Below are 22214 nucleotides of genomic sequence, written 5' to 3'. Positions count from 1 at the left end.
CTACCCGGCCACGCCATAGCGCGCGAGCATCATGGCGACAGCTTCGCGCTGCACATCCTGCATCTCCTCGGCGCTGATCACGGTGCCGCCCAGCACATGGGGCCAGAAGGCGCGCGCTTTCAGAAGGCCGACAAACTCGCTCGCGGCGCGATCCACGGAATCTAGGCTGAGCGCTCCATCCGCCGAAGCCGCCGCCAGAAAGCGCGCGAAGGCACCGTGAGCGTCGATCTTGGCCTGACTCTTCTGCGCCATCTCCGGCGCGCGCAGCGTCTCGCTCAGCCACATCCGCGCCATCGCCATCGCCTCGGGCGAGCGGAAAATCCGCCCCTCCGCCTCCGCCAGCCGCATCAGCTGCGGCGCGATGGGTTCACCGGGCACATAGGCCACATCCAGCTCCGCCGCCATTCGCGCCGACATCTCCTCGGCAATGGCAGCAAAGAGATTTTCCTTGCTTTCGAAGTGCTTGTAGACGGTCCGCTTGGACACACAGGCCCGCGCCGAGATCCTGTCCATGCTCGCTTCGGCAAAGCCACGCTCGCCAAATTCCGCCACGGCGGCCTCGATGATCTGAAGCCGCTTCGGGTTTTCGCAGGTGGGGCCAGTGCAGGGGGTCGCATCCGTCATGGATTTTTCCTTAGCACGGGCTAGCTCATTCGCACAGGGGCAGAGGGGCGGAACCGGGCGTCGCAGGGGCAATCACATTTCCGTGTAAACTTTAGCGTTTACATCTCGGCATTCAACGATAGAGTAAACGCCACAGTTTACACCAAGAAGTCTCACGTCTCCCCTCGGCGCAGGCGCAATCACCCCATCAGGCACTCTTCCAACAGGAGATCCCCCAATGGCCATATCCCTTACCCTGAACGGCAAGACCCATGAGGTCGAGGCCGAGCCCGGCACCCCCCTTCTCTGGGTGATCCGGGACGAATTGAAACTCACCGGCACCAAATTCGGCTGCGGCGTGGCCTCCTGCGGGGCCTGCACCGTGCATCTGGACGGCGAACCGGTGCGCTCCTGCCAGACCTACATCGAGGATGTGGAAGGCAGCGAGATCACCACCATCGAGCAGATGGAGGAAGATCCGATCGGCCAGGCCGTGCAGCAGGCCTGGGCCGAGCTGGACGTGGTGCAATGCGGATACTGCCAGTCGGGGCAGATCATGTCGGCCGTCGGGCTGCTGCGGGAAAACGCCAAGCCCAGCGCTCAAGAGATTGACGACTACATGTACGGCAACGCCTGCCGTTGCGCGACCTACCAGCGAATCCGCGCCGGTATCCAGCGCGCCGCAGAGATCATGGAGGCCTGATCTGATGACCCTTTCCACCTCCCGCCGCTCCTTCCTGAAAGGCGCAGCCGCCGCTGCCGGTGCCGCGCTCTTCATCGGTGCCCGCCCGAACGGGGCGCTTGCCGCCTCCTCTTCCGATGCGATGATGAACCCCTTCGTCAAGATCGACGCAGACGGCAATTTCACCGCGATCATCAAGCATTTCGAGAAGGGCCAGGGCCCGGCCACCGGCCTCTCCACGCTGATCGCCGAAGAACTGGGCCTGCGCATGGATCAGATCCAATACGCCTTCGCGCCCTCCAACCCGCAGGTCTACAACAACCTTCTGTTCGGCCCCTTCCAGGGCACCGGCGGCTCTACCGCCATGGCCAACAGTTTCATGCAATACCGGCAGGCCGGGGCCGCCGCGCGCGAGATGCTGATCAAAGCCGCCGCCGAGGCTTGGGGCGTTGAACCGTCCGGCCTTACCATCGAGGAAGGCATGGTTGTTGGCGGTAGCCAAAGTGCGCCCATCGGCGATTTTGTCGCTGCCGCCGCGCAGTTGGAGCCGCCCGCCGAACCAAGGCTCAAAACGCCCGAGGAATGGCGCATCATCGGCAATGAAAGCACCCGGCGGCTGGATTCCGTGATCAAGGGCAACGGCAAGGCGAAATTCGCCATGGATGTGCATCTGGACAACCAGATGGTGGTGATGATCGCCCGCCCCGAACAGAAGGGCGCGCTGGCCACCGGCTTTGACGACAGCGGCGCGCAGGGCGTCAAAGGCTACATCCGCGCCGCGGTGCTGCCCAATCAGGCCGGCGTGGCCGTCTATGCCGAAACCACCTGGGCCGCGATCCAGGCCCGCGAGGCGCTCAGCGTGGAGTGGGACACTTCGGCGGCGGAAACCCGTTCGTCTGATGAGATCCGCGCCGAGATCATGGCCGCGCTTGACGCCGAGCCGGAATACAACGTGCTGAAGAAGGATCACGCCGCAACGCTGGCCGCCATAGAGGGCGCGGCGCAAGTGGTCGAGAAAACCTTCTACTTCCCGCTTCTGGCCCATGCTCCTATGGAGCCGCTGAACTGCACCATCGAGCAGACGGCGGAGGGCGACATCGTGCTCCACGACGGCGCGCAGATGCCCACGGGGCCGCATATGGCCTACCAGCAGATCTTTGGCCTGCCGGCAGAGAAGATCCACATCAACACGATGCTCGCCGGCGGCTCCTTCGGCCGCCGCGCCACGCCGGATGCGGACTACCAGGTCGAGGCCGCGCTGGCCTTCGTGATGACGGACCGCTCCCGCCCAGTGAAGCTCGTCTGGACCCGCGAAGACGATCTGCGCTCCGGCTACTACCGCCCGGCCTTCGGCCACAAGGTGCGCGTCGGGCTTTCCGCCGAGGGCGACATCCTCGGCTGGGATCACCGCATCGCGGGCCAGTCCATCATGAAGGGCACCGCGTTTGAGGCCTTCGCCGTGCACGACGGGGTGGACAGCTCTTCGGTGGAGGGCGTGTCGGACACCCCCTATCAGGTGCCCGGCATGTTCGTGGGCCTGACCGATACCAAGAAGGCCACCTCCACCCTCTGGTGGCGCTCCGTGGGCCACACCCACACGGCCTACGCCATGGAAGTGATGATGGACATGGCCGCCAAGGCTGCGGGCCGCGATCCACTGGAGTTCCGTCTCGCCCACCTTCAAGGAACCGGAGCCGATCAGGCGCGCAAATCCGCCGTGCTGAAACTCGCCGCCGAGAAAGCGGGCTGGGGCAACGCGCCCACAGGGCGCTCCATGGGGATTGCCGTGCACAAGTCCTTCGGCTCCTACGCGGCGGAAGTTGTGGAGCTTTCGGGCACCGCAGAGGCCGGCTTCCGCATCGAGAAGGTGACGGCGGCGGTGGATTGCGGCATCCCCGTGAACCCCGACATCATCCGCGCCCAGATGGAAGGCGGTATCGGCTACGGCATCGGCCACGCGATGCGCGATCAGATCACGCTCGCAGGCGGCGCGGTGGAGCAATACAACTTCCCCGACTACGAGCCCCTGCGCATCGGCGACATCGCCGCGATCGAGGTGCATATCGTCAAATCCACCGAAGCCCCCACCGGCATCGGCGAGCCGGGCACCCCGCCCTCCGCCCCGGCGCTGGCCAATGCCATCGCGGCGGCCAGCGATCTGACCATTGCCGATCTTCCGATGGTCGAACACGGCGTCAGCTTCGCCTGAACGAAGCACCAGAAACCTGCAACGGGCCCCTCGGGGCCCGTTTCCTTTTAAAAATAGATCCGAAACGCCTTACAGATAGCCCGCGATCCGGCTCTCGATGGCCTCCACCACGGCGCGCAGCTTGGCCGGGTCAGAGGCATCCGCCTGAGGCGCGGCGAAGCGGCCCGCGTCATTGTCGAAATACTTGCCGGACGCCGTGGCGAACTCAGGGCTCAGGGCGGCGCGCGTGAGGATACCCACGCCGATCCCGATGTCATGGCCAGCCATCCCAAACCCCTCCCGCACCATATTGGTGGCCAGAAGCGAGCCCGGATTGACCGCCACAGATACCAGCCCCTCAGGGTGCGCCTGCCCGAAGGCCTGACTCCACAGGGTGAGCGCAAGCTTGCTCTGGGCATAGGCCTCCATCGCCTCCAAAGGCCTCTCACCGCGCAGGGCGGCCAGATCCACCGGGGCCTGCGCCGCCGAGGAGAGATGCACAAGCCGTGCCCCCGGCGCGAGGGCGGGCAGCAGCAGGCGGGACAGCAACGCAGGCGCGAATGTGTTCACCACGAAGCGCACGTCCTCCCCCGATGCGGTGCGCGGCTGACTGGTGCGCAACACGCCCGCGTTGTTGATCAACACGTCCACCGGTCCATGGGCCTCCGCCACGCGGCGGCCCAGCGCGGCGACCTTAGAAAGATCCGCGAAGTCCGCCAGTTCTGTGCGTACCTCTCCACCAACTTCAGCCGCCACGGCGGCCAGTTTCTCGGCATTGCGCCCGTGCAGGATCGGCCGGTGGCCATCGCCGGCCAGCGCCTGCGCCGTGGCGCGGCCGATGCCGTCGGTCGCGCCGGTGATCAGGATCGTCTTTTTCATCTTCGCTCTCCCTTCAGGTGAAGGACGGCAGCACGTCGCGCGCCAGCCTGTCCAATGTCGCGTCGATCGGCGCGCGGTTGAACCGCAGGTTCAGCGCCACGTGGTGCACGCCGCTGGCCTCAAGCTCTCTCAGGTAGGCCAGCAGCCAGCGATGGCCCGTGCGCACGCCCAGATGGATCGGGCTGGGGCCCTCATCGGGATCTTCCGCCAGATCCACGTAAAGCGGCTGCAGGACGGGCTTTGCGGGCTGGCCCAGCCGCGCCAGACTTGCCCGCCAGTCTGCCAGCACCTGCGCCTGAGCGGCCCCGCCACGCGGATAGGTCATCCAACCATCGCCGTGTTCGGCGATCCAGTCCGGCGCTTGCCGACTGGAGCCGGTGATAAGAAGCGGCAGGCGCGTGCCCGTGGGTTTGGGCAACATATCGATGCGCCCGTCGGTCTGCCCGAAGTGATTGACGATCCGCGGTGTGGCCTCGCCCATGGCGCGGATATAGGCAAAGCTCTCCCGGAAGGCCTCCGCTCGGGCCTCGATATCCGCCCCCATCGCCGGGTATTCCTCCGGCCTGTCGCCCGAGGCCACCCCGAGGATCAGCCGCCCACCCGAGAGCACATCCACGCTGGCCGCCGCCTTGGCCACATGGGCCGGGTGGCGCAGGGGCAGCACGATGCTGGCCACGCCAAGGGCGATGTCGCGGGTCTGGCCGGCCAGAAAGCCGAGATAGGTGAAGGGATCAAAAAGCTGCCCCGCATCGCCGAAGCTCGGCACGTTGAAGGGCACATCCCGAAGCCAGAGCGCGGCAAAGCCCAGCGCCTCGGCCCGCTTCGCGCGTGCCAGATGGCCTTCCATATCTGGCACCGGGCTGCCGGGATAGGCCGCAACGGGCACCACGAGGCCAAGGCTCAGCCGTCCCGCACGAAAGGTGGCGTTGAAGCCCCGGTTGATCTCTGCAAACGCCTGCTCTGCCATCGGCTTTTCCTCCCAGATCAAACGGGCCGCGCAAGGCTGCGCGGCCCGTGTTTGGGTCAGAACCAGCTGACCGTGTCGTCCATGCTGCGGCGGGTCTGCGGGAAGGCAGGCTCTTGCGCGCGGTGGCCGAAGGCAAACATCACGGCAGGCTGCCAGGCTTCGGTGTCGATGCCGAACTCCGCCTGCAGAACTGCAGCCGTCTGCGCCATATCGAACCCCTCGATCGGGCAGGAATCCACCCCCAGCAGCGCCGCCGCCGTCATCATGTTGGCAAGCACGATATAGGCCTGTTTGCCCGACCAGTCGGTGATCTCGCGATCCGTGGTGATCTTGTGATCGCTGCTCTGAAACTTGCCGTAAGCGCCGTTGAACAGCTCGATGACCTCTTCGGGCAGATGTTTCACCGTGCGGTAGTGGTTGAGCAGATAGTCCGAACCCGCCGTCATCAGCGGCGCGCGCGCGGCCAGAAGGATGCCGAAATGGCTCGCGGTGCCAAGCTGGCCCGCAGAACCATTCATCATCCCGTTCGCCCCCCAGGAAAAGTCGCGAAACAACTCGCGTTTCTCCGGGCTCTGGATCATCAGGATGCGGAAGGGCTCATGGCCGAAGGAGGTGGGCGAGAGCCGCCCGGCCTCAAGGATCGTCGCCATATCGGCCTCGGAGACCTTGCGGGCGGGATCGAAAATCTTGGTCGCGTGGCGGAAGGCGAAAGCCGCGCGGATCTGGGCGGCGACGTCGGCGGTGGTTGGGGTGATCGCGTTCATGGGCTGGTCCTGTTGTCAGAGAATGTCTGTCACAGGGAGGTATCACTTGTGATCAGCGATAAAATCGGCACAGAATGGATTAGAGAATTCGCCTTTTCGATATAATCACCCATGGACACAGAGACGCTCCGCCTTTTCGTGGCAGCCGCCGAGAGGCTCAACATCTCCGCCGCCGGGCGCAAGCTGGGGCTCGCCCCCGCCGTGGCCAGCGCGCGGCTCGCCAAGCTGGAGCACGAGCTGGGGGTGGAGCTTTTGCACCGCACCACGCGCAAGGTCTCGCTCAGCGAAGAGGGCGCGGCCTTCCTGCCTTACGCGCGGGAGATCCTTGCCCAGGCCGAGGCCGGGCGCGCGGCCCTTGGGCTCGACACCGCCGGGCCCGGCGGCACCCTGCACTTCACCGCGCCTGCAAGCTATGCGCAGCGGCACATCATGCCCTTGCTTCCTGCGTTTCATGCCCTCTACCCGAAGATCACGCTGGATCTGCATCTCTCCGACAGCCGTCTGGACCTGATCGAGGGCAGCTTCGATCTGGCCCTGCGGTCCGCACCACTAGAAGACAGCAGCCTGCGCGGGCGCAAACTCGCCGAAGACACCCGCGTGCTCTGCGCCGCGCCCGCCTATCTCGCGCAGCATGACACGCCCGAAACGCTGGACGCCCTCGCGGGCCACGAGTTTCTGGCCTGGTGCACCACGAAGGCCGTGCCTCTGGTACATGACAGCGGGCAGAAGGCGCGGCTGGATCTGGCGACCATGAGCTGCCGCACCATTCTGAACGATGGCGATTCCTTGCGCGCCGCCACGCTGGCCGGGGCGGGGCTTTCGTTCAACTCGCTCTGGAGCGTGGGGGAGGAACTGGCGGCGGGGCGGTTGGTGAGAGTCTTGCCGGAGTGGCGGCTGGACGATGCCTCGGTGCTCTGGCTGATCTACCCGCGCTCCAATGTGCTGACCCCGAAAGTGCGGGTGTTCATGGATTTCCTGATCGACCGGCTGGGCGGCTGACGGGGCAGTTCGGGGGGCGCTGCCCCCCGCGCCTTGCGGCGCTCCCCCCGAGGTATTTCTGGCAAGAGGAAAGGGTTAGACGCCGCTGATCGATTTGACCGTCTGGAAGGCGCGGATGCCCCAGAGCCCAGCTTCGCGGCCATAGCCCGAAGCCTTGCGTCCCCCGAAGGGCGCGCCTTCCACCCGGCTCTGGCCGTTGATCTGCACCATGCCCACCTCAAGCTGACGCGCCACGCGCATCGCGGTTTCGCGGCTTCCTGTCTGGATGTAGCCCGCGAGCCCGTAGGCGCTTTCATTGGCGAGGGCTATTGCGTCTTCTTCGCCGTCAAATGGCGTGAGGGAGAGGACGGGGCCGAAGGCTTCCTCGTGGAAGAGCGCCATTTCGGGCGTGACGTCGGCGAAGACGGTGGGGCGCGGGTAGAAGCCCTTGTTGTGGCCATCGGCGCGGCCCGGCCCGCCGGTGAGCAGCCGCGCGCCCTGGCTTTGCGCTTTGCGGATCGCGGCCTGAACGTGATCGAACTGGGCGTGGTTCACCAGCGGGCCTTGATGGCCGCCGGGTTTGAGCGGGCTATCGAAGCGGTAGGTTTCAGCCTCGGTTGTGGCGCGCGCGCAGACCTCTGCATAAATTTCGCGCGCCACCAGCATGCGGGAGGCGGCGTTGCAGCTTTGGCCGGCGTTGCGGAAGCAATGGGCCAGCCCTTGCGTGACGGCGGTGTCCACGTCGCAATCGGCGAAGAGAATGTTGGCGGACTTGCCGCCGAGTTCCAGCAAACAGGGCGTGAGATTGGCCCCGGCGGCGGCGGCGATGGCGCGGCCCACGCTGGTGGAGCCGGTGAAGGAGATGACGTCTACACCGGGATGGGCGGCCAACGCCGCGCCGGTGCGGCCATCGCCGGACAGCAGCGCGAAGAGGCCTTCGGGCGCGCCTGCGGCCTCCATGCATTCGGCAAAGAGCAGGGCCGAGCGGGTGGCGTATTCGCTGGGCTTCAGGATCATCGTGCAGCCCGCTGCAAGTGCCGCGCCCACCTTCAGCGCGACCTGGTTGAGCGGCCAGTTCCAGGGCGTGATCAACGCGGCGACGCCGAGCGGTTCATGGCGAACGAAATGGCTCTCCTGCCCCGGCGGGGTGGCCTGTTCGGATGGGTTCTCGCGGGCGGCTTTCAGGATTGTGTGCAGGTGGGCCAGCGCAGTGCCGACCTGTTTGTCGGTCGCGAAGTCCAGCGGCGCGCCCATTTCGCGGGCGACAGCTTCGGCAAAGGCCGCTTGCCGGGCTTCGATTTCGGCGATGAGCCGTTCGAGGATCTCAAGCGGATCCAGCTGCACCGCGCCGAGCGCCAGCTGCCGCGAGAAGGCCTTGGCCTTTGCGACGGCGCTGTCCACGTCTGCTGTGCCGCAGACGGGGATCTCCGCCACCTCCGCCTCCGTGGCCGGATCCACCAGCGTGAAACCGGGCCCGGCCGCCCAATCGGCGGCGGCGGGATGGATCAGGGCGCAATTCGGGCGCGGCAGGCGGGCGGGCATGGGCAAATTCCTGTGGTGGGCCGGCCCCAAGACATAGGAGAAGCGCGGCCCCTGCGCCAGTGGCCTTAGCCTGTCTCTTCCGGTTCGAGCGCGAGCAGCAAAGCACCGTCCTGCACCTGTGCGCCCTCGGAGGTCAGAAGCTCCGCCACCGTGCCATCGCGGGCGGCGGTGAGCGTGTGCTCCATCTTCATGGCTTCCAGAATGGCGAGCGGCTGGCCCTTGGTGACGGCCTGCCCTGCGGTGACCAGCACCGCCTTCACGAGGCCCGGCATAGGCGCGGTAATCGTGTCGCCCCCTGTGGCATCGCCCGCGCCAGCCGCAAGCGGGTCGGGGCGCGTGAAACGGTGGGTCGCCGCGCCGGTGAAGACGGTCACCTCCGTGCCGTCGAAACTGGCAGAGAGGCTGCGGCGGCCTTCGGGGGAAGAGACGCTGTAGTTGCCTTGTCCGAGTGGCTGCAGCGTGACGGTTTGATCACCGACCTGTGCAGTGAGCTGATCACCCGCGTGGTTGAGGCGTACCTCTGTCTGGGTTTCCCCCTGTTGGAGGGCAACGGTTCTGCCCCCCTGCCCCCAGGCGCGGAAGCCCGCCAGCGGCTGCCATCCATCTTTTATCCGTGCCGGGAGCGTGGCGGCAGCGGCGACGGCAAGCGCCGCAGCATCGGGCGCGGTCACATGGGTGAGTGCTTCCTGATCGCGGGCGATGAGGCCGGTATCGACCTGCCCCGCCGCGAAGCCTTCATGCTCCGCAAGGCGGATCAGGAAGGGGATGTTGGTGGTGAGCCCGGCGACCTGCGTTTGCCGCAAGGCGCGGATCAGTTTCTGCAAGGCGATTTCGCGTGTGGGGCCGTGGGTGATCACCTTGGCGATCATCGGATCATACCACGGCGAAACGGCATCGCCGCTGCGCACGCCGCTGTCGATCCGCACGCCGCCGAGTGAGAACTCGGTGCCTTGCGGGAAGCTGAGGTAGGTAAGCGTGCCGGTGGCTGGCAGGAAGCCCTTGGTGGCGTCTTCCGCATAGACGCGCGCCTCGAAAGCCCAGCCGGTGATGGCGAGATCCTCTTGCAGGACCGGGAGCGGCTCACCCGCGGCGACGCGCAGCTGAAGCTCGACGAAATCGAGCCCGGTGATCGCCTCGGAAACAGGGTGCTCCACCTGCAAACGGGTGTTCATTTCCATGAACCAGAAGCCATCCGTCCGCAGACCGTTCGCGCCGTCGACGATGAATTCCACGGTGCCCGCGCCCTGATAGCCGATGGCCTTGGCGGCGTTGACCGCCGCCTGCCCCATGGCGGCGCGCACTTCGGGGGGCATGTCGGGCGCAGGGGCTTCCTCGATCACCTTCTGGTGGCGGCGCTGCAGGGAGCAGTCGCGCTCAAACAGGTGGATGACGTTGCCATGGGCATCGCCGAAGACCTGGATCTCGATGTGGCGCGGCTGCTGGATGTATTTCTCGACCAGAACGGCAGGATCGCCAAAGCTCGCCTGCCCCTCACGCTGCGCGCCTTCCAGCGCGGCGGCAAATTCCCCGGGGCGCTCGACAAGGCGCATGCCCTTTCCGCCACCGCCCGCGCGGGCCTTGATCAGGACGGGGTAGCCGATCTCATCGGCGCGGGATTTCAGGAAATCCGCGCCCTGCTCGGCCCCGTGATAGCCGGGCACCACGGGCACGCCGGCCTCTTCCATCAGCGCCTTGGCGGCATCCTTCAGCCCCATGGCGCGGATCGCGTCGGCGGGCGGGCCGATGAAGGTGAGGCCCGCGGCCTCGACGGCCTCCACGAAGCCGGGGTTTTCCGAAAGGAAGCCGTAGCCCGGATGGATCGCCTGCGCGCCGGTGGCCTGCGCGGCTTCGATGAGACGCGCGCCCAGCAGGTAGCTTTCAGCAGCAGCGGGCGGGCCGATGTGCACCGCCTCATCGGCCAGCGCGACGTGTTTCGCACCCGCATCGGCATCTGAGTAGACGGCGACGGTCGCCACGCCCAGACGGCGAGCGGTTTCGATCACGCGGCAGGCGATTTCGCCGCGGTTGGCGATGAGGATCTTGTCAAACATGGGCAAGGGTCCTTTGTGCATGGGGCGTGGGGGCGCTGCCCCCGCCGTGCCTGCGGCACGACTCCCCCGGGATATTTCGGGTCAGAAGAGAGGCGGGCGCGGGCAGCATTCAGGCCTCCGCGTCCGGTTGCAGATCTTCGATCATGCGGAAGCGTTCGCAGACGAGCATCATCTCGGGGTCAAAGCCGCCATTGCGGCGGAAATAGGCCTCATGGCCCGCGCGCCAGCCGGCAAGATCGGGGTTTTCGCCCTCCTCCAGCGCGAAGGCTTCATCCACGTCGCAGTAGCGCTTCAGCGTGACTTCCACGGTTTCGATGACGAAGGCCGGGGTGTCGTCCCAGTTGAGCGCGATATCGCGGCGGCCGACTTCGGGCAGGGCTTCGCCACCGGCCTCATAATCGCGCAGGGCCCCGCAGGTGGCGGTTTTGCGCCCCGCGCGCACCAGCGCGATCAGCTCGGCGCTCAGGGTGGGGTTGTCGCCGAACTTGAAGGTCACGGCACCCGGGTATTTCGCTTTCAGAGCGGCGATCTCAGACATTACATCCGGAACACGCCGAAGCGTGTTTCCTCGATCTGGGCGTTGAGGGCTGCGCGCAGGGAAAGGGCGAGCACGCGGCGGCTGTCGCGCGGGTCGATGATGCCGTCGTCCCAGAGGCGGGCGGAGGCGTAGAGCGGGTGGGATTGCTCGGTGAACATCTCGATGGTGGGGCGTTTGAAGCTGGCCTCTTCCTCTGCACTCCAGCTGCCGCCCGCGCGTTCGATGGCGTCGCGTTTGACGGTGGCCAGCACGCCTGCTGCCTGCTCGCCGCCCATCACCGAGATGCGGGAGTTGGGCCATGTCCACAGGAAGCGGGGCGAATAGGCGCGGCCGCACATGCCGTAGTTGCCCGCGCCAAAGGAGCCGCCCACGAGCATGGTGATCTTGGGCACTTTGGTGGTGGCCACGGCGGTGACGAGCTTGGCACCATCTTTGGCGATGCCGCCACTTTCGTATTTCTGGCCGACCATGAAACCGGTGATGTTCTGCAGGAAAACGAGCGGGATCTTGCGCTGGGAGCAGAGTTCGACGAAATGCGCGCCCTTTACCGCGCTTTCTGAAAACAGCACGCCGTTGTTCGCGATGATGCCCACTGGAATGCCCATGACATGGGAAAAGCCGCAGACGAGCGTGGTGCCGTAGCGGGCCTTGAATTCGTCAAACCGCGAGCCGTCCACCAGCCGCGCGATGACCTCGCGGATGTCATAAGGCGTTTTCAGATCCGCAGGGACGACGCCCAGAAGCTCTGCCGGATCATAGGCGGGCTCTTCCGGAGTGCGCAGATCGAGCTGGGAACGCTTGGGGCGGTTGAGGTTGGCCACGGCCTGACGGGCGAGCGCCAGCGCGTGGGCATCATCCTCGGCCAGATAGTCGGCTACGCCGGAGAGCCGCGTGTGCACATCACCGCCGCCCAGATCCTCCGCACTGACCACCTCGCCCGTGGCGGCCTTCACCAGCGGTGGGCCTGCGAGGAAGATCGTCCCCTGCTCCTTCACGATGATCGTCACGTCGCTCATCGCGGGCACATAGGCCCCGCCGGCCGTGCAGGAGCCCATGACAACGGCGATCTGCGGAATGCCCTTGGCGCTCATGTTGGCCTGATTGAAGAAGATACGCCCGAAGTGATCGCGGTCGGGGAAAACCTCGTCCTGGTTGGGCAGGTTCGCGCCGCCGCTGTCGACCAGATAGATGCAGGGCAGGTTGTTCGCTTCCGCGATCTCCTGTGCGCGCAGGTGTTTCTTGACCGTCATCGGGTAGTAGGTGCCGCCTTTCACGGTGGCATCGTTGCAGACGATCATGCACTCCTGCCCCTCCACGAGCCCGATGCCCGCCACCGCACCGGCGGCAGGCGAGGCGCCCTCGTAGAGCCCATGGGCGGCGAAGAGCCCGACCTCAAGGAAGGGCGAGCCGGGATCGAGCAGGCGTTCCACCCGTTCACGCGGCAGGATCTTGCCGCGCGAGAGGTGGCGTTCGCGGGCGCGTTCCCCGCCACCGGCCATGGCCATTTCGGCCGCCGCGCGGATCTCGGCCAGCGCGGCCTCATGGGCGGCCTCATTGGCCTTGAAGGTGTCGGAGCCGGGGGAGATGGCGGAGGTGAGTTTCATGCGCCTTAACCCATCGCCGCCATCATCTCGCGCCCCACGAGCATGCGGCGGATCTCGCTGGTGCCTGCGCCGATTTCCATCAGCTTGGCGTCGCGGAAGATGCGGCTGACCGGGGTTTCGTTCATGAAGCCCGCGCCGCCCATGGCCTGCACCGCCTGATGCGCCACGGCCATGGCTTCTTCCGAGGCATAAAGCACGCAAGCCGCCGCATCCTGCCGGGTGACTTCGCCGCGATCACAGGCTTTGGCGACTTCGTAGACGTAAGCGCGGGCGGAGTTCATCTTGGTGTACATATCGGCGATCTTGCCCTGCATGAGCTGGAAGTTCCCGATCGCCTGCCCGAACTGCTTGCGCTCGGCCATATAGGGCATGATCTCATCCAGACAGGCGGCCATAATGCCGGTGCCGATGCCCGAAAGCACCACGCGCTCGTAGTCGAGCCCGCTCATCAGCACGCGCACGCCCTTGCCCTCTTCGCCGAGCACGTTCTCGAACGGCACTTCCACGTCCTCGAAGATCAGCTCGGCCGTGTTGGAGCCGCGCATGCCGAGTTTGTCGAAATGCGGCGAAGTGGAGAAGCCATGCATGGATTTCTCGATTAGGAAGGCGGTTATGCCCTTGCTGCCGGCCTCGGGATCGGTCTTTGCGTAGACGACGAGCGTATCGGCATCAGGGCCGTTGGTGATCCAGTATTTCGTGCCGTTCAGCACGTAGCGATCGTTGCGCTTCTCGGCGCGCAGCTTCATCGACACCACGTCCGAGCCCGCGCCCGCCTCGCTCATCGCCAGCGCGCCGACGTGTTCGCCCGAGATCAGCCCAGGCAGGTATTTCGCCTTCTGCTCGGGCGTGCCGTTGAGCTTGATCTGGTTCACGCAAAGGTTGGAATGCGCGCCGTAGGAGAGCGAGACGGAGGCCGAAGCGCGGGCGATTTCCTCCACCGCGATCACATGGGCCAGATAGCCCATGCCAGCGCCGCCGAATTCCTCCGGCACGGTGATGCCCAGCAGGCCCAGATCGCCCATTTCGCGCCAGAGCGCGGCGGGAAACTCATTGCTCTTGTCCACCTCGGCGGCGAGCGGCTTCACCCGGTCCTGCGCCCAGCGGTGTACCATCTCGCGCAGGGCGTTCACGTCCTCACCGAGATCGAATTTCATGGTTGCGTTGAACATCGGGCTCTCCCTCCCTCTCGCGCCTCAGCATGCATGTTGCGCGCAATTGTTTCCAGAATGTTGCGGGCCGGACCTAGCTTTCCAGATCGAAGACCAGAATGCCGTCCGCGCCGCCGTTGCACATGGCCACGAGCCGCGCGCCCAGTGCTTTGTGGCCTGGGTCCTGCGCATAGACCTGCAGCGCAGCCGCATCGCGGAAGCGGCAGATGAATCCCCACGGATATTGCGGTGTTTTCAGCTCATAGTCGCGGTTGGGCCCGGCTTCGAAGCCGTCATAGCCGTCGATCTCACCGCGCAGCGCATCGAGCCAGGCGAGCACCTCGGCCAGTTCATTGGTGTCTGCATCTGCGCGCAGATCGAGGAAGACGCAATGGGCGATCATCAGCGCGGGCTCATGCGCAGAGCGCCGTCAAGGCGGATAACGGAGCCGTTGAGCATCTCGTTTTCGCAGATCTGCTGGGCGAGTTGCGCGTATTCCTGCGGATCGGCAAGGCGGGCCGGGAACGGCACCTGCGCGCCGAGCGAATCCTGAACCTCCTGCGGCAGGCCCAACAGCATCGGCGTCAGGAAGAGCCCCGGCGCAATGGCCATCACCCGCACGCCCACATTCGTCAGATCGCGCGCCATGGGCAAAGCGAGGCCGATGATGCCGCCCTTGGAGGCCGCGTAAGCCGCCTGCCCGACCTGCCCTTCGTAGCCGGCGATGGAGGCCGTCATGATGATCACGCCGCGCCCGCCATCCTTGGTGATCGGCTCGGCGGCCGCCATGCCGGCCGCTGCCTGCGAGGCGGCGAAGAAGCTTCCATTGAGGTTCACGTTGATGACCTTGGCAAAGAGCGCCGGATCATGCGGCGCGCCTTTTGCTACCGTCTTTTGCGCGGGCGCGATGCCGGCGCAGCACAGAAGGATGCGCTCCTGCCCGTGGGCGGCGCGGGCTTTCGCGAAGCCTGCGGCGAGGCTTTCGGGATCGCTCACATCCACCTGGCAATAGAGCCCGCCGATGTCGGCTGCCACGGCCTCCCCGGCTTCCGGGTTCAGATCGAAGATCGCCACTTTCGCGCCAAGCCCGGCAAGCCTGCGGGCCGTGGCCTCGCCAAGGCCGGAGCCGCCCCCAGTGATGACCACAGGTGTGTTCTGTCCAATATCCATGAGAATCCTCCAAGCCTCGCGACCATGACGGCATGAGTCACGATTGTTGCGAGAGTGTTTCAAGCCGCGCGGGAAGGTGCAAGCCCGCCCACGCGGCAAGCAATCAGAGCACCAGCCGCGCGCCGCTTGCAAGCGGGCCGGAGGGGCCTGTCAGCGCGCCAGTGAACCCCTCCGGCAGAAGGATCTCTGCCGCCTCATAGGGCAAGGCGAAGGCTCCTGTCCGCGAGACGGAGAGCGTGCAAGCCTCGCCTGCCTGCTCAAGCGTGAACCGCAGGCGCGCGTGGTTGCCACTGAGCGCGTCCACCGCCACGCCGTCATCCTCGTAGAGCAGGTTTTCGCGCGATCCGTCCGCACCGGAGGGATAGACGGCCAGCGCGCGGGCCTTGAGTGTATCGGCCACGCCCTTGCAGGCGGCCGTGGCAAGCGGCAGCAACGCCCCGCCGCGTACGAAAATCGGGATGCTGGCCAGATCCACCGCGAGGTCCAGCCACTGCCCGCCCGCATACCAAAGGCCGGTGGCATAGTCCCACCAGCCCTCTGCGCACTGAGGCAGATACACAGCCCGGCGCTTGGCCCCCGGCTCCACCACATTGGCGACCAGCAGATCGGGGCCGACCATCACGTCGAAGCTTTCCTCCCAGCAGGTGGGATCCTCGGGGAAATCGTAGAACCGCGGCCGCAGGATCGGCGCGCCTTCGGTGACGGCGCGATAAAGCTGCGTGTAGAAGTAGGGCATAAGACGGTAGCGCAGCGCGATGGCCGCCTTCACCTCGCCCGCCACCTCCGGGTGCATCCACGGCACGTTGGAGGTGGCATCATCGTTCCACGAATGGATCGTGAAGCGCGGCGAGAAGATGCCGTTCTGCACCCAGCGCAGGAACAGCTCCGGCCCCGGAGGCGGACCGGCGAACCCGCCTACATCGTGGCCGATGTTAAAGAAGCCCGAAAGCCCCAGCCCCAGTGCCATGGGGATGTTGTATTGCAAGGTCTCCCAGTTGGTGCGGTTGTCGCCTGTCCATGTCTGGGCATAGCGCTGGGTGCCCGGCGCGGCGCAGCGGGAGATCAGGTAGGGCCGCTCATCGGGGCGGTGGCGCTTCTGCTCCTCGCTGGAGGCGCGCGTCATCAGCATGCCGTGCAGCGGGCGGATCAGGGCAATATCAAGCGGCTCCCCAAAGCCCGCGCATTGCGCCGCATCCTCCCAGACCTCGAATTCGTTGTTGTCGTTCCAGGTGTTGCGGATGCCTTTTGCCAGAAGCTGCTCCCGCACGCCTTTCTGCCACCAGCGCAGAGTGTTGGGGTTCGTCATGTCCAGATGCGAGCCGCGCCCGTCCCAGAAGGCAGACGTTTCGGGCGCGCCGGTGTCGCCATCTTTCACGAAGAGCCCCGCCGCTTCCGCTTCGGCGTATTTCGGGTGATCGTCCAGCAGCACCGGCTTGATGTTGGCGATCAGTTCCACGCCCTCGGCAGCGAATTTGGCGGCCATGCCTTCCGGGTCCGGGAATCGATCCGTGTTCCAGTTGAACACGTAACGACGCGGGCCGATCGTGGTGTAGCCCGAGGACATCTGGAAACTGTCGAGCGGAATGCCCTCGCTGCGACAGCGCGCAAGGAAATCCTCGATCTGCGCCTGCCCGTCCGGCGCATCCGCCAGCGCCATGGAGGAGCCGGAATAGCCGAGCCCCCAGAGCGGCATGAAGGCGGTGCCCCCGATCAGGCGATGGAAGCGGGAGACGACCTCCGGCACGCCCGCGCCTGCCATCACGTAATACTGCAAATCACCGTCCTGCGCGCGGTAGGCGCGATAGGCCGGGTGGTAATTGTCCAACTCGTTGCCCAGATCGAACCAGCAGGTGGACAGGTTGTCGTAAAACAGCCCGTAGGCCGGGCCAGCTTCGCGGGCGGTGAGCGTGAAGGGGATGTGTTTGTAGAGCGGATCGGTGCTGCGGGCGTCATAGCCGAGCGCATCGAGGTTGCGCATCTCAAACCGGCGACCCGTGCGCTCGAGCGGGCCTGATTTCTCCCCCAGCCCGAAGATGCGCTCGCCTGCATTGCGGCGCAGGAAATGGCTGTTGCGGTGATCGCGGGTGCCCAGCATGTAGGCGGCCTCGGGGCGGTCGGCCATCAGGGGCTGCCACGGGGCGTCCGGGCCGCTCCGCCAGTGCCATTCCAGCGCCAGCGGCGCGTGGATCTTCACCCGCAGATGGTCCGTCTCTGCAGTGGCCGTGTCAGCGTCAAACCGCAGCGCGGGGACGGCAAACCCCGCGCGACTGTCGCGGCAGCGCCCCTCCCAAGGCACATCTTCTTCCGGCGCAACAGACCACGTGCGCGGGTTGCGCCACGCACCCCCGTTGAGCAGGCTCACGCGGATCAAATCCGCCTCCAGCGCCTCCAGCCGCAGCAGGTGGCGCCCATCGATACGCAGGGTGAGCCCATCCGGCCCGGCCTGCGCAACCTCCCAGAGTCGCAATGCTTTCATGGCGTCACTCTAGCCAAGCGCGCGGGCTTGCCTAGCCGCGAAGTTAACCCAAGGTCGCTTCTCTCTCGACATTCGCCAGATCAGCGGCTTAGGTGGCGCCGCACTCACAAGCGGGAGGAATGATCATGCAGGAATGTTGGCGCTGGTTCGGGCCGAAGGATCCCGTTTCGCTGGCGGATGTGCGGCAGGCCGGGGCCACGGGCATCGTCACCGCGCTGCATGATCAGCCCAATGGTGTAGTCTGGCCGGAAGAGGAAATCGCCGCGCGCAAGGCGATGATCGAGGCCGCCGGGCTGAACTGGGCCGTGGTGGAAAGCATCCCGATCCACGAGGACATCAAGACAGGCGCGCCCGGCTGGGAAGCGCTGGCAGAAAACTGGGCCGAGACGGCCCGCAGGCTGGCGCGGCAGGGCGTGCGCACGATCTGCTACAACTTCATGCCGGTGCTCGACTGGACCCGCACCGATCTGACCTACGAAATGCCCGACGGCGCGCGCGCCCTGCGTTTCGATTTCGCCGCCTATGCCGCGTTCGACCTGTTGATCCTGCAGCGCAAAGGGGCGGAGGCCGACTATTCCGAGGCCGACAAGGCGCTTGCGCAGGCGTGGTTTGACGCTTCCTCCGAAGAAGATCGCGCGAAGCTGCAGGCCACCATCATCGCCGGCTTGCCGGGCAGCGAGGAAAGCTATTCGCTGGACAGCTTCCGCGCCCAACTGGCGCGCTACGCGGGCATCGACGCCGCCGGGCTGAAGGCCCGCCTCGCCGCCTTTCTTGAGATCGTGGTGCCGGTGGCAAAGGCCGAGGGCTTCACCCTCGCGATCCACCCCGACGATCCCCCCCGCCCGCTCTTTGGCCTGCCGCGCATCGTGTCCTCCTTTACCGATCTGCAAGACATTGCCGCCATGGTGGACACGCCGGAAAACGGCTTCACCTTCTGCACCGGTTCGCTGGGCGTGCGGGCCGACAATGACCTGCCCGCCATGATCGCGGCGCTGGCCCCGCGCATCCATTTCGCCCACCTGCGCGCCACCAAGCGGGAGAGCGATCCGCGCTCTTTCCACGAGGACGCCCATCTGGCCGGCGATCTGGACATGATGGCCGTGCTCACCGGCCTGCTTTCGGCGGAAAAGGCGCGCGGGGTTCAGATCCCGATGCGCCCCGATCACGGCCACAAGATCCTCACCGATCTGGGCCGCGAGAGCACGCCGGGCTACCCCGCCGTTGGCCGCCTGCGCGGGCTGGCGGAACTGCGCGGTGCGATCCGGGGGCTTGAGTGGTCTGCCGCGCGGGCTTGACAGACTGCCGGGATTTGCGCGCATCCTGACAGGATGACGAATTCCGCCCCCACATGGTTCCGCGACGCGCTGGACCGACGCATCATCGCCGAGTTGCAGCGCAACGCGCGGCAAAGCACCTCCACCCTCGCGGCGCGCCTCGGCGTGCCGCGCTCCACCGTGCATGAGCGCATCAGCCGGCTGGAACGCGAAGGCGTGATTGCAGGCTATTCCGTGGTTCTGGCGCAGGCCCCCGGCAGCAAAGGCATCCAAGCCCTTGTGTTGATTGAGGTAAAGCAGCCCGAAACCCGCAAGATCATCCAGCGCCTTTCGCAATACACCGAGGCACGGGTCTGCCTGTCGATCAATGGGGAGTTCGATCTTTTCCTACAACTTGAAGCGCCGGGGATCGAGGATTTGGACGCCATCGTGGATGAAATCGGCGAAATGCCGGGGGTGCTGCGCACGAAGACCTCCATCGTCTTCGGCAGCCGCTTTGACCGCCGCTATGACGAGACGGCGCAGCGGATCACGGAGCAATTTGGGATTGCCTCCGACGATTTGCCGTAAAAACCGGCAAAAACACAGCCACATAAAGCGTATCCGACACTTTACCTGATACCCCCCGCACATCTCCGGGCGCAGCCTGAAGCTGAGGCAACAGGAGGAGATCTCGGGATGTGGACAGTCTGCATCATGGGCGCGGGCAAGATCGGGCAAACGATCGCAGCCTTTCTATCGGCATCGCGCAACTACCGGGTGGTGATCGCGGACAGCGATCTTGCGGCCCTGAAGCGGCTCGACATCCCCGGCGCGGTGATGCGGCAGGTCGATGGGGCCGATGCCGCGAGCGTGGCCGAAGCCCTTGCCGATTGCGACGCGGTCATCAGCGCCGCGCCCTTCTTCCTCACCCCAAGCATCGCCGCAGGCGCCAAACGCGCCGGGGCGCATTACTTCGACCTGACCGAAGACGTGGCCGCCACTAAAGCCGTGCGCCAACTGGCGGACGGCGCGCAAACCGCCTTCATGCCGCAATGCGGGCTGGCGCCGGGCTTCGTGGGCATCGCGGGCGCGGATCTGGCCGCGCGGTTTGACGACTTGCACACGCTCTCCTTGCGCGTCGGCGCGCTGCCGCAGTTCCCGACGAATACGCTGAAATACAATCTCACATGGTCCACCGACGGGCTGATCAACGAGTATTGCAACCCCTGCGAAGCCATCGTGGGCGGCAGCCTGCAGAGGCTTGCCCCGCTTGAGGGGCTGGAAGCCTTCAGCCTCGACGGGGTGGATTACGAGTGTTTCAACACCTCCGGCGGGCTGGGCACGCTGGCCGAAACGCTCGCCGGGAAGGCGCGCAGCGTGAGCTATCGCACCATCCGCTACCCCGGCCACCGGGACGTGGTGAAGCTGCTGCTGCAGGATCTGCGGCTTGAGGCCAGACGCGACCTGATGAAAGAGATCTTCGAGGCCGCCCTGCCCCGCACCGATCAGGACGTGGTGATCGTGCATTGCACCGCCACAGGGCTGATCGATGGCGCGCTGCGCGAGCACAGTTTCCTCAACAAGACCTACGCGAGGGAGGTGAACGGCCAGCATTGGAGCGCGATCCAGATCACCACGGCCGCCGGCATTTGCAGCGTGGTGGAGCTTCTACGGAAAGGTGTGCTGCCGCAGGCGGGCTTCCTGTCGCAGGAGCAGGTCCGGCTTTCCGATTTCCTCGCCACCGATTTTGGCCAGCTCTACCGGGCTGGCACCGTAACCGAGCTCAAGGGGGCCGCATGAACGAGATGACCCAAGTCAAAACCGAAACCGTCGCCCAAGCCTTGGAGGCCTGCCGCGCGGCACTGGCGATCGATGCCAAACACATCAGCGGCGGCAGCCTGCCGGTGCGCTCCCCGATTGACGGGAGCCTTCTGGCGGAGGTCCATGAAACCCCGCAATCCGATATGGTGAGCGTGATTGCCGCTGCGCAATCGGCCTTCCTGCAGTGGCGCAGCGTGCCCGCCCCACGCCGGGGCGAATTGGTGCGGCTGCTCGGCGAAGAGCTGCGCGCCGCGAAAGAGCCTTTGGGCCTTCTCGTCTCGCTTGAGGCGGGCAAGATCCGCTCCGAAGGGCTTGGAGAGGTGCAGGAGATGATCGACATCTGCGATTTCGCGGTCGGGCTGTCGCGCCAGCTCTATGGCCTCACGATCGCCTCCGAACGCCCCGGCCACCGGATGATGGAAAGCTGGCACCCGGTCGGCCCGGTGGGCGTGATCACGGCCTTCAACTTCCCGGTCGCGGTCTGGAGCTGGAACACGGCGCTGGCGCTGGTTTGCGGCGATCCGGTGATCTGGAAGCCGAGCGAGAAAACACCCCTCACCGCGCTGGCCTGCGAGGCCATTTTCATGCGCGCGCTGGCGCGGTTTGGCGATGCGCCGGAGGGATTGCACCACGTGGTGATCGGCGGCGCGGGACTGGGCGAAGCGCTAGTGGATAGCGCGGATGTGCCGGTGATCTCGGCCACAGGATCCACCCGCATGGGCCGCGCCGTGGCCCCGAAAGTGGCGGCGCGCTTTGGCCGCTCGATCCTTGAGCTGGGCGGCAACAACGCGATGATCGTGGCCCCGTCGGCGGATCTGGACATGGCCGTGCGCGCCATCGTCTTTTCCGCCGTGGGCACCGCCGGGCAGCGCTGCACCTCCCTGCGCCGTCTGATCGTGCACGAGAGCTTGCGCGCCGATCTGGTGGCGAAACTGGTGAAAGCCTACGCAAGCCTGCCCATCGGCTCGCCGCTGGACCCGGCCACGCTCGTCGGCCCGCTGGTGGATCAGGGCGCGGCGGACGCGATGCAGGCCGCGCTGGAAGCAGCGCGGGCGCAGGGCGGCACGGTGCATGGCGGCGCGGCTTGCGCGTCGGGTGTGCCGCAGGGCGGGGCCTACCACGCGCCGGCCATCGTGGAGATGCCCGCCCAGAGTGAAATCGTTCAACACGAGACCTTCGCGCCCATTCTCTACGTCATGGGCTACGAGGACTTCGACAGCGCTATGGCGATGCAGAATGGCGTGCCGCAGGGGCTTTCCTCCTGCATCTTCACCCGCGACATGCGCGAGGCGGAGGCTTTCGTTTCGGCCGCGGGATCGGATTGCGGCATTGCCAACGTCAACATCGGGCCATCTGGGGCCGAGATCGGCGGAGCCTTCGGCGGCGAGAAGGAAACCGGCGGCGGGCGCGAGAGCGGCTCAGACGCGTGGAAGGCCTATATGCGGCGGCAAACGAACACCGTGAACTACTCGGCGGAGCTGCCGCTCGCGCAGGGGGTGAGGTTTGATTTCTGAGGCGGAAAGGACCGCTTCCCACACAGAGCTAAG

19 protein-coding genes are annotated in these 22214 nt (G+C 66.1%); 7 read left to right on the top strand and 12 right to left on the bottom strand.

The genetic code is table 11. The features are described 5' to 3' along the window. Positions 1–624, bottom strand: a complete 624-nt coding sequence (locus KVX96_RS05220) for a TetR/AcrR family transcriptional regulator (protein ID WP_261193251.1) — start codon at positions 622–624, stop codon at positions 1–3. 217 nt (positions 625–841) lie between these two features. On the opposite strand from KVX96_RS05220, the gene KVX96_RS05215 reads away from it, so the two are divergent. Together KVX96_RS05215 and KVX96_RS05210 are read left to right on the top strand one after the other, a co-directional pair. Beyond that, the gene (locus tag KVX96_RS05215) at positions 842–1306 is read left to right on the top strand and encodes a (2Fe-2S)-binding protein (RefSeq protein ID WP_261193250.1); all 465 of its coding nucleotides are present in this window, start codon (positions 842–844) and stop codon (positions 1304–1306) included. A gap of 4 nt (positions 1307–1310) precedes the next feature. Beyond that, positions 1311–3494, top strand: coding sequence for a xanthine dehydrogenase family protein molybdopterin-binding subunit (locus KVX96_RS05210; protein ID WP_261193249.1), 2184 nt, complete (start codon positions 1311–1313; stop codon positions 3492–3494). 69 nt (positions 3495–3563) lie between these two features. On the opposite strand, the gene KVX96_RS05205 is transcribed toward KVX96_RS05210, so the two are convergent. Genes KVX96_RS05205 through KVX96_RS05195 form a run of 3 tightly spaced genes read right to left on the bottom strand, consistent with a single transcriptional unit; the run spans position 3564 to position 6083 of the window. Beyond that, a complete protein-coding gene (locus KVX96_RS05205) occupies positions 3564–4352 on the bottom strand; it encodes an SDR family NAD(P)-dependent oxidoreductase (protein ID WP_261193248.1) in 789 nt (262 codons plus the stop codon). Between the two features lie 13 nt (positions 4353–4365). Continuing rightward, positions 4366–5319, bottom strand: coding sequence for an LLM class oxidoreductase (locus KVX96_RS05200; RefSeq protein ID WP_261193246.1), 954 nt, complete (start codon positions 5317–5319; stop codon positions 4366–4368). 56 nt (positions 5320–5375) lie between these two features. Continuing rightward, positions 5376–6083, bottom strand: coding sequence for an NAD(P)H-dependent oxidoreductase (locus KVX96_RS05195; protein WP_261193244.1), 708 nt, complete (start codon positions 6081–6083; stop codon positions 5376–5378). Between the two features lie 111 nt (positions 6084–6194). On the opposite strand from KVX96_RS05195, the gene KVX96_RS05190 reads away from it, so the two are divergent. Next, complete coding sequence (locus tag KVX96_RS05190; protein ID WP_261193243.1) at positions 6195–7082, top strand: LysR family transcriptional regulator; 888 nt, start codon at positions 6195–6197, stop codon at positions 7080–7082. 75 nt (positions 7083–7157) lie between these two features. Here KVX96_RS05190 and KVX96_RS05185 read toward each other — a convergent pair whose 3' ends face one another. The 8 genes from KVX96_RS05185 to KVX96_RS05150 form a co-directional block, all read right to left on the bottom strand. Continuing rightward, positions 7158–8603: an aldehyde dehydrogenase family protein gene (locus tag KVX96_RS05185; protein WP_261193241.1), complete on the bottom strand. Its 1446-nt coding sequence runs from the start codon at positions 8601–8603 to the stop codon at positions 7158–7160. A gap of 65 nt (positions 8604–8668) precedes the next feature. After that, entirely contained in the window at positions 8669–10654 is a 1986-nt protein-coding gene (locus tag KVX96_RS05180; RefSeq protein WP_261193240.1) for an acetyl/propionyl/methylcrotonyl-CoA carboxylase subunit alpha, read from the bottom strand. Positions 10655–10763: 109 nt separating this feature from the next. Beyond that, on the bottom strand, positions 10764–11192 hold the full coding sequence (locus KVX96_RS05175; protein WP_261193238.1) for an ASCH domain-containing protein: 429 nt from the start codon (positions 11190–11192) through the stop codon (positions 10764–10766). Continuing rightward, positions 11192–12796 (bottom strand): carboxyl transferase domain-containing protein, encoded by a 1605-nt coding sequence (locus KVX96_RS05170; RefSeq protein WP_261193237.1) that lies wholly within the window; start codon positions 12794–12796, stop codon positions 11192–11194. Before KVX96_RS05170 ends, KVX96_RS05175 begins: the two co-directional genes overlap by 1 nt. A 5-nt stretch (positions 12797–12801) precedes the next feature. After that, positions 12802–13965: an isovaleryl-CoA dehydrogenase gene (locus tag KVX96_RS05165; RefSeq protein ID WP_261193236.1), complete on the bottom strand. Its 1164-nt coding sequence runs from the start codon at positions 13963–13965 to the stop codon at positions 12802–12804. Positions 13966–14038: 73 nt separating this feature from the next. After that, positions 14039–14347, bottom strand: a complete 309-nt coding sequence (locus tag KVX96_RS05160) for a Dabb family protein (protein WP_261193235.1) — start codon at positions 14345–14347, stop codon at positions 14039–14041. Continuing rightward, positions 14347–15114, bottom strand: a complete 768-nt coding sequence (locus KVX96_RS05155; protein WP_261193234.1) for an SDR family NAD(P)-dependent oxidoreductase — start codon at positions 15112–15114, stop codon at positions 14347–14349. The genes KVX96_RS05160 and KVX96_RS05155 overlap by 1 nt, the downstream gene beginning before the upstream one ends. A gap of 103 nt (positions 15115–15217) precedes the next feature. Beyond that, positions 15218–17590: a glycoside hydrolase family 31 protein gene (locus tag KVX96_RS05150; protein ID WP_261193233.1), complete on the bottom strand. Its 2373-nt coding sequence runs from the start codon at positions 17588–17590 to the stop codon at positions 15218–15220. 125 nt (positions 17591–17715) lie between these two features. Between KVX96_RS05150 and uxuA the strand changes: the two genes are divergently transcribed. The 4 genes from uxuA (at position 17716) to KVX96_RS05130 (ending at position 22181) form a co-directional block, all read left to right on the top strand. Then, on the top strand, positions 17716–18885 hold the full coding sequence (uxuA, locus tag KVX96_RS05145) for a mannonate dehydratase (RefSeq protein ID WP_261193232.1): 1170 nt from the start codon (positions 17716–17718) through the stop codon (positions 18883–18885). 33 nt (positions 18886–18918) lie between these two features. Next, complete coding sequence (locus KVX96_RS05140) at positions 18919–19434, top strand: Lrp/AsnC family transcriptional regulator (protein WP_261193231.1); 516 nt, start codon at positions 18919–18921, stop codon at positions 19432–19434. A gap of 108 nt (positions 19435–19542) precedes the next feature. Then, complete coding sequence (locus KVX96_RS05135) at positions 19543–20646, top strand: saccharopine dehydrogenase family protein (protein ID WP_261193230.1); 1104 nt, start codon at positions 19543–19545, stop codon at positions 20644–20646. A gap of 5 nt (positions 20647–20651) precedes the next feature. Continuing rightward, positions 20652–22181, top strand: a complete 1530-nt coding sequence (locus KVX96_RS05130) for an aldehyde dehydrogenase family protein (RefSeq protein WP_261195382.1) — start codon at positions 20652–20654, stop codon at positions 22179–22181. Positions 22182–22214: the final 33 nt, after the last annotated feature.

Source organism: Pseudoruegeria sp. SHC-113 (assembly GCF_025376885.1).
In the GTDB taxonomy this organism is placed as follows: Bacteria; Pseudomonadota; Alphaproteobacteria; order Rhodobacterales; family Rhodobacteraceae; genus Pseudoruegeria.
The sequence above is the reverse complement of the archived record's forward strand: the minus strand, read 5'-3'. Positions and strand labels throughout refer to the sequence as shown.

Excerpts from the sequence above, each read along its gene's own strand:
- KVX96_RS05220 (WP_261193251.1), bottom strand. The coding sequence starts at position 624 with ATGACGGATGCGACCCCCTGCACTGGCCCCACCTGCGAAAACCCGAAG.
- KVX96_RS05215 (WP_261193250.1), top strand. The coding sequence starts at position 842 with ATGGCCATATCCCTTACCCTGAACGGCAAGACCCATGAGGTCGAGGCC.
- KVX96_RS05210 (WP_261193249.1), top strand. The coding sequence starts at position 1,311 with ATGACCCTTTCCACCTCCCGCCGCTCCTTCCTGAAAGGCGCAGCCGCC.
- KVX96_RS05205 (WP_261193248.1), bottom strand. The coding sequence starts at position 4,352 with ATGAAAAAGACGATCCTGATCACCGGCGCGACCGACGGCATCGGCCGC.
- KVX96_RS05200 (WP_261193246.1), bottom strand. The coding sequence starts at position 5,319 with ATGGCAGAGCAGGCGTTTGCAGAGATCAACCGGGGCTTCAACGCCACC.
- KVX96_RS05195 (WP_261193244.1), bottom strand. The coding sequence starts at position 6,083 with ATGAACGCGATCACCCCAACCACCGCCGACGTCGCCGCCCAGATCCGC.
- KVX96_RS05190 (WP_261193243.1), top strand. The coding sequence starts at position 6,195 with ATGGACACAGAGACGCTCCGCCTTTTCGTGGCAGCCGCCGAGAGGCTC.
- KVX96_RS05185 (WP_261193241.1), bottom strand. The coding sequence starts at position 8,603 with ATGCCCGCCCGCCTGCCGCGCCCGAATTGCGCCCTGATCCATCCCGCC.
- KVX96_RS05180 (WP_261193240.1), bottom strand. The coding sequence starts at position 10,654 with ATGTTTGACAAGATCCTCATCGCCAACCGCGGCGAAATCGCCTGCCGC.
- KVX96_RS05175 (WP_261193238.1), bottom strand. The coding sequence starts at position 11,192 with ATGTCTGAGATCGCCGCTCTGAAAGCGAAATACCCGGGTGCCGTGACC.
- KVX96_RS05170 (WP_261193237.1), bottom strand. The coding sequence starts at position 12,796 with ATGAAACTCACCTCCGCCATCTCCCCCGGCTCCGACACCTTCAAGGCC.
- KVX96_RS05165 (WP_261193236.1), bottom strand. The coding sequence starts at position 13,965 with ATGTTCAACGCAACCATGAAATTCGATCTCGGTGAGGACGTGAACGCC.
- KVX96_RS05160 (WP_261193235.1), bottom strand. The coding sequence starts at position 14,347 with ATGATCGCCCATTGCGTCTTCCTCGATCTGCGCGCAGATGCAGACACC.
- KVX96_RS05155 (WP_261193234.1), bottom strand. The coding sequence starts at position 15,114 with ATGGATATTGGACAGAACACACCTGTGGTCATCACTGGGGGCGGCTCC.
- KVX96_RS05150 (WP_261193233.1), bottom strand. The coding sequence starts at position 17,590 with ATGAAAGCATTGCGACTCTGGGAGGTTGCGCAGGCCGGGCCGGATGGG.
- uxuA (WP_261193232.1), top strand. The coding sequence starts at position 17,716 with ATGCAGGAATGTTGGCGCTGGTTCGGGCCGAAGGATCCCGTTTCGCTG.
- KVX96_RS05140 (WP_261193231.1), top strand. The coding sequence starts at position 18,919 with ATGACGAATTCCGCCCCCACATGGTTCCGCGACGCGCTGGACCGACGC.
- KVX96_RS05135 (WP_261193230.1), top strand. The coding sequence starts at position 19,543 with ATGTGGACAGTCTGCATCATGGGCGCGGGCAAGATCGGGCAAACGATC.
- KVX96_RS05130 (WP_261195382.1), top strand. The coding sequence starts at position 20,652 with ATGACCCAAGTCAAAACCGAAACCGTCGCCCAAGCCTTGGAGGCCTGC.